The sequence below is a fragment of the Microcystis wesenbergii FACHB-1317 genome, from assembly GCF_014696875.1.
Taxonomy (GTDB): Bacteria; Cyanobacteriota; Cyanobacteriia; order Cyanobacteriales; family Microcystaceae; genus Microcystis; species Microcystis wesenbergii_A.
Genome location: NZ_JACJQV010000060.1, coordinates 1 through 6,224, shown reverse-complemented (window position 1 = coordinate 6,224; position 6,224 = coordinate 1). Strand labels below are relative to the sequence as shown.

General features: G+C 41.5%; 6 protein-coding genes. 1 reads left to right on the top strand and 5 read right to left on the bottom strand.

The window, feature by feature from the left end; genetic code table 11:
- Nucleotides 1-466: 466 nt before the first annotated feature.
- Nucleotides 467-1,411 (bottom strand): hypothetical protein, encoded by a 945-nt coding sequence (locus tag H6F92_RS02795; protein ID WP_190356711.1) that lies wholly within the window; start codon nt 1,409-1,411, stop codon nt 467-469.
- A gap of 191 nt (nt 1,412-1,602) precedes the next feature.
- Between H6F92_RS02795 and H6F92_RS02790 the strand changes: the two genes are divergently transcribed.
- The gene (locus H6F92_RS02790) at nt 1,603-2,559 is read left to right on the top strand and encodes a glycosyltransferase family 2 protein (protein ID WP_190356710.1); all 957 of its coding nucleotides are present in this window, start codon (nt 1,603-1,605) and stop codon (nt 2,557-2,559) included.
- A 125-nt stretch (nt 2,560-2,684) separates the two neighbouring features.
- Here the strand turns inward: H6F92_RS02790 and H6F92_RS02785 are convergent, their stop codons facing one another.
- The 4 genes from H6F92_RS02785 to H6F92_RS02770 all read right to left on the bottom strand — a co-directional run bounded on the left by H6F92_RS02785 (nt 2,685) and on the right by H6F92_RS02770 (nt 6,003).
- On the bottom strand, nt 2,685-3,878 hold the full coding sequence (locus tag H6F92_RS02785; protein ID WP_190356709.1) for a glycosyltransferase family 2 protein: 1,194 nt from the start codon (nt 3,876-3,878) through the stop codon (nt 2,685-2,687).
- A 9-nt stretch (nt 3,879-3,887) separates the two neighbouring features.
- Nucleotides 3,888-4,823, bottom strand: coding sequence for a glycosyltransferase (locus H6F92_RS02780; RefSeq protein ID WP_190356708.1), 936 nt, complete (start codon nt 4,821-4,823; stop codon nt 3,888-3,890).
- Between the two features lie 364 nt (nt 4,824-5,187).
- Nucleotides 5,188-5,787 (bottom strand): ISAzo13-like element transposase-related protein, encoded by a 600-nt coding sequence (locus H6F92_RS02775; RefSeq protein WP_265795855.1) that lies wholly within the window; start codon nt 5,785-5,787, stop codon nt 5,188-5,190.
- A 57-nt stretch (nt 5,788-5,844) separates the two neighbouring features.
- A complete protein-coding gene (locus H6F92_RS02770; RefSeq protein WP_190356707.1) occupies nt 5,845-6,003 on the bottom strand; it encodes a hypothetical protein in 159 nt (52 codons plus the stop codon).
- Between the last annotated feature and the right edge of the window lie 221 nt (nt 6,004-6,224).

The window sequence follows — 6,224 nt, the reverse complement described above, 5'->3', positions numbered from 1 at the left end:
TTTATGTCTGAAATGGAAAAACAGCACTTTTTCTCGGTCAATGATTAGGATAAGTTATAACTTAAAAATTAATCAACAACTAAAGCTTATGCTTGTAGCTAAGTGAAATCATTGATTAAGAGACCTGTACTTTTCAATGACTTTTTCAGCAAACCCTAATTATTAGCAAGGATGAGCATTTCACTGGTGCGGCGAGTATTAATGTTTATGGCTTTCAAAAACTATAAAACCTTGAACTTTATGGTTCTTCGTTACTTGGTATGGTTCGATCGGGTGGCACAAATCGACTAAATCCTTATCTGGCAAGAGATTTAATTGATTAGTTCGCTCTAGATCGAAAACAATTAACAAAAATCGCCAAATGTCTTTCTCTATAAGAGTTTCATTCCTGATAACCCTGTACGTTGCATCAGACAAACCGAAGAACCGCAATTTACTGTTCTGATAGCCTTGGGATGATTCAGAGCTAAACCCACAGGTCAAAAATTAAATCATAAAATCCTGCTTGTTTGGCTGGAAAATCACCCCTTTCTATCTTAGCAATAATTGATGGTAAAGCTGCGATGAAAGCAGGGCTTCTCTCTTTCGGGTGTAGACTCCAAGCCCTAGGGTTGGTGAGGTTAATCCTCAGATAATCCGTCTGTTTGAGCTTCTCAGAAATCATAATTTCCCAAGAATCTAATTTTCCCTTTCCAGTCCAGATATTTAGGGCTGTTTTCATCCCTTCTGGCCAATTTTTTACAAACTGCTGCCGATATTCATTACACCAGATGATAGGCAGGGGTAATAACTCATCAAACCGGTTACATTTGAGCAAATATAGGCGACTTCCAAAATATTTAAATTCATAAAAACCTTGAGGATTTAATTTGCCCATATCTGATTCACAAAACTTACCATCAGAGGTGGGCGGTCCTGTCATAGGACGGACAAACATAATCTGAGGATTTGCTTCCATCAGATCAATTCCTTCAGCAATCCATTTGTAGCCTGGCTCTTGGTACATCATCATATCGCTATCAAAATGAACCAGATAGTCACTCTGACATTCTTCTATTTTAAAAATCGAGCCAAGGATCGGATAGCCTTTATAGTTATGAGTAGGTTTTATGACACTGCCGAAATGTTTTAGATATAATCGTTCTTGATACCCGGAATCGTAATTAAAATCTACAATCCGGTCAACCACACCCTTGTGCAGCAAAGTTTGCGCACATTGGCGTAAGTCTTCCATCGTACCAATACCAGGACGATCAACTTTTTCCCCACTTAAAGCAGCCGTGTCTATGGCTAACACTTTTTCTTGAAAGGGAAAATTACACATCTTAACTATATGGGGGATAGTAAGCATCATAAATGGTAAGTCGGTCCGCGCTACAAAAAACCAAAGCGAACAAGTGGGAGATGCCATTAATTTTGCCTCTAACTATTTAGATACGGAACGGGGCTTATTATAACATCTTCACAGCTTTTGTTTACCCCTTTTGGCAGTCTAAACCCCGCCCTAGTCCCCAGTCTCATAGAGTTAGTTGACAAGACTCGGGTTTTTGAGGTAATTTTTGAGAAGATGCCCAACTTGAACGATTAATCTCTGACTATTTTATGACTTTCCCCTTTGTCTCGATTATCATTCCTGTTTTTAATGATGTAGATCACCTGAAAATTTGCCTAGAAGCTCTTGAGCGACAAATATATCCTACGGACGATTGGGAGATCGTCGTTGTCGATAACGGGCCTGATGATAGCATTAAAGATTGCGTGGCTCGATTTCCTCGAGCATCTTATCTGGTAGAAACCATCCCTACACAATTTGCCGCCCGCAACAAGGGGATTAGGGAATGCCGGGGTGAAATCATTGCTTTTACTGATGCTGACTGCCTTCCCGATGCCCACTGGCTGAGAGAGGGGGTAGAGGAGTTGGTCAATACTCCTAATTGTGGTTTGGTTGCAGGTCATATTGAGGTTTTTCCCGAAATAGAAGGCAAGGCCAATGCGGTTGAGCTTTTTGAGATGATCACAGCTTTACCCCAAGAAGAATTAGTTACGAAGATGACATTTGGCGCAACTGCTAATATTTTTACTTTTAAACAGATTTTTGAAACCGTAGGATTTTTCAATCTCTCTCTTCCCTCGGGGGGAGATTTAGAATGGGGACGGCGAGTTAGTAGAGCAGGTTATCAAGTAGTTTATGCGCCAAAAGCCCTAGTCAAACATCCTGCTCGCAAAACTTGGCCTTCCTTAAGGTCTAGAACCATAAGGGTCATGGGGGGATTGCATCAGATCAACTTAACAAGTTATCCCCATCGGTCTAATTTGAACCGTTTCCGGGGCTTAATCCATGATATTTGGCGAGATTGGCCTAACCTGAACGATCTTCTGGCTATCTACAAAGATGCCAGAATTCCCAACCAAAGCGATCGGATCAAGGTGGCCTTGGTTACTTTAGCGGTAAAGTGGACGAGGATTTCTGAGAAAGTTAGGCTGTTTTTAGGGGGAGGATTAAAGACGGACTACAATAGAGATTTACAAGCAGTGGGTATTAAGTCAGAAAATATTTGATGTATAGGGGTTTTTCCTCGCCTGAACTAAAGTTCTTATATCCCCTCCTGCCGACCGACTCAAACTTAAGACCCTGTAGCTCATTGACGGGAAACGTGCTATATAGGTAGCGGCACAGGAATTGTTTAAGTCTTATTTAGGGTTGCTAGATGTGATAACTTTTGTTTAATTTTAATCAGGATAGTTTTAATTTTACTCTTGAATAGATTAAAATTTTTGGTAGATCTTTGAGATCGGGTGATGAAATTTTCTTCTATCTTAATCCTCAACAACTTAGCTTGATCTTCAGAGATTTTATCTTTTAGGTAACTTAGCATATTTCCTGTGGCATCATCTTGAAAATCTGGAGAAAAAATGTTAGTGTTTCCCTGGACTCGACTGACGAAAATGATCCCCTTAATATAGGCAGTTGCTAGGGTTGCTAAATCTAAATGAGATGGCACAAAGTATTGCAAGATATCTTGGAGAGTCTCCTTACTTTCTGCCGCCGCTAAAGCGACACCATAGGAAAAAAAAACTGCTCGATTACGGAGCTGATTGTAGTAAGAAATATCAATGGGGGGATGGACGTTTTCTAGCTGAATCAGGCGCGGATCTTCCCTGGTTAAGTAATCCAAAACCTGTAATATCCCTTTTAAGACTCTGAGTCCTTGGCGGCTATGAGAACTATCATTCTGACGGTATCGAGCTAAAAAATCAGGAATATGCAGCAATTTATGACGGGATCTGGCAAAGCGAATCCAGATATCCCAGTCTTCGCCCCCCGCAGTACCATCGAAATTGAACCAGCCTACTTTTTGCAGAGACTGGGAGCGGATCATGATGCCCGCAATCCCCCCCCAAGTATTGTGTTCCAGAATATTGGGCCAGCTAGGAACTTCACTTTGGTCGAGCTGGCCTAGTATAGTCTGGCCATCTTCCGCCATCATCCAAACGTTAGAGGCCACAGCGGCTGCTTCAGGGTTTTTGCTTAAGCTTTCTACACACTTGGCCATCATTGACGGAGCGAGCAGATCATCGGCATCTAAAGTGATTAGAAATTCGCCCCTGATCAAAGCGCTGCCGTTTTTCCTGGCCGCTACTTGCCCCTGTTGTTCTTGATATAAATACTTAATCCGCTGGGGATATTTCTGGGTATATTCTTGGACTACCTGATGGGTGTTATCGGTGGAGCCATCATTGATAATAATTATCTCATGGTTTTGATAAGATTGTCTCAAAACTGATTCCACTGCTTGAGCAAGTAGGTGTCCATGCTGATAACAGGGAATTAATACGGAAACTTTGCCAAGCTCAAACAGGGTATCGTTCTCTAGCATATCTGGCACTTATAGGGGTTTAATCTCGGGTTTGCCTAATAAACCTTTGAGTTTTTTGCTTAGCCTACTTTTCCAAGTGCGGAAAGTTGTTGTCAGGTGATCGCGGATCACATATTGCCAGCGCCAGGGCCAAGATAAATTCTTCAGCCTGTACTTAAGAAACAGATCGCGATTGGGCATATTTGGCCCGTGACCAAAGCCTGCCCAGTGGGTATATAGTATTCTTTTCCCATTTACCTTGTGAGTATTATCGGCAAACTCTATCTTGAATTTTGCCCACTCGGAGCCCAGATCTGGGATAGCCTCAGTAATGGCTTGGGTTTTCAGCCCCTTAATATCCACACAGTAGTTGACAAAGGGCTGGACAATACAATGGTCGGCAAAATGCTGTCTGATTGTGGCTGCTTGTTCAGCCAACTCTTGAATATCATCTAGGCTAAAAGCCCCCCGGGAAGAGATAAAAGAGCCTGCGTTGAAACCATTTGCCCTATACTCTCGGATCATTTTATCTCTAAACTCCCCCTCTTTATAGACCTGATCGAATATCCCCCTATAGTAGTACATAAATTCTAATTCAGAGTTGATATAGGTTCGGAACAGCTCTTGTAAGCTATCTAGAACAATAATGTCAGAATCTAGAAAGATAAAATGCTCTAGGGGCCCCCAGAAGATGGAAAAAATACGAAATCTGTGATTATGTATATCGTCGATACCCCTTACTTTTGCTCCCACTCCATCTAATAGCTCCAAGTTTATATCGCGATAAAAACTGAAATTGTATTTCTGAGAAATTTTACTGAGTTGGGATATATTATCATTAAAAGGTATAATATATAGGGGGCATTCAGGCTCGTAGGTTCTGAGACTTTCTAAGAAAGGAATCATCCATTCCAAAACCTGATCATTAGCTAAACAATATATACCTACTTGTCCAAGCGTCTTCATGGGTTAAGATTTATCAACGAGTTTCCGCTATTCTACTCAGGGAAACCTTTCTTGTCAATGTCAGGGGAAAGGAAAATCCTCAACGCTTACGGTCAAGTAAATTGTGGCCAGGGCTACAAGTCCGTCAAGATACAACGATTTCACCGCCAAGGGTAAAGTTAGTATTTTGTTCCTTCCCTGTTCCCTCCTTTCAAGCCACGAGGACTCTAAGGACAGGCAAGATCTCAACCTAAGGGACTTGCGTAAAAATAAGATGCCAGCTAGGAGGGTAGAACCGTCACATCCCATTTGGGCAAAGTTTCAGAACGCTGCGTTGAAAGGTGGCAATTGTTCTAATTCTTTAGTCAAAACCTTCACCCCTTTTTCATAAGTTCCTTCTACCAAATGCACGCTTAGGCTTTATGCCCTTCCAAGTCATGTTAGAAGCCCAATTAAGAGCCGCATCAATTGAATCTAAAATTGCCCCATTCCAATAGTTCTCTAAGACGGCCCAACACCGTTCAATGGGATTATATTTACTATGGTAAGGTGGGTAGTAAATGAGCCGTATTTGCCACTGGGTTTTTTGGGCAAATTCTACCATTCTTTTGATAAATTGAGTGCGGTTGCTGCGAGTGGCGGCTCCTCCATCTAAATCAATGACTAATTCTTCTAACCCTGGATAGAGCGCTTGATTTTCTTGCCACCACAACTCTAAACAATCTGCTACAAAATCTGAGGTTTCAGCCGATTGACCGAAATAAATAGACAGGCGTTCTCCCCTCATATCTAGAATTCCTAAAGGGACTAAAACAGCCCGCCATTCCCTATCATGATCATCCGCTTTTAATGGCTCGAGATAGCGGGCTTTACCCTCACGAGACAAATTTCCTATCTTAACTTTAGCTTTGCTATCCAAGGAAATTCTCAAAGATTTAGTCTGGTTGTCAGCGGCTTGATTGGCTTGAGCTACGTTAGCAAAAATTGCCTCGGTTTCTGGGATTTTTTTGAGCGGTTTTATTTTTTGTGTTTTTTTTAAACTCTAGCCCATTCGATTCAAAATATCTCCAATGGTTTGACGAGAAGGCAATTGTTCATCTCGATAGCCTTTTTCTTCTTTTAATGCCTCTCTTACGGCTCTGGCACTAATTTTTGTAAAAGCAAAAGTTGATTGAAGTTTAGGGTCTGCTTGCGAGTACATCTCCACTAAACTTTTGATGTCTGCCTCTAAGTTTGGTAGCAGTTCCCTGACTGACGGACACAAGTGGGTCAAAACCTGACAAGACAAGGGTTGCCAAAAAGAAAAAGCTCTGGGTAGATAGGGAAAAAGCAAGAATCCCTACAAGATGAAAACCGAGAACAGAATCTTCTCCCAAGTTTATTCCTATCTAGAACAAGGAAGCCGATTTGTGGATAAAAGAC

Excerpts from the sequence above, each read along its gene's own strand:
- H6F92_RS02780 (WP_190356708.1), bottom strand. The coding sequence starts at position 4,823 with ATGAAGACGCTTGGACAAGTAGGTATATATTGTTTAGCTAATGATCAG.
- H6F92_RS02770 (WP_190356707.1), bottom strand. The coding sequence starts at position 6,003 with ATGTACTCGCAAGCAGACCCTAAACTTCAATCAACTTTTGCTTTTACA.
- H6F92_RS02790 (WP_190356710.1), top strand. The coding sequence starts at position 1,603 with ATGACTTTCCCCTTTGTCTCGATTATCATTCCTGTTTTTAATGATGTA.
- H6F92_RS02795 (WP_190356711.1), bottom strand. The coding sequence starts at position 1,411 with ATGGCATCTCCCACTTGTTCGCTTTGGTTTTTTGTAGCGCGGACCGAC.
- H6F92_RS02785 (WP_190356709.1), bottom strand. The coding sequence starts at position 3,878 with ATGCTAGAGAACGATACCCTGTTTGAGCTTGGCAAAGTTTCCGTATTA.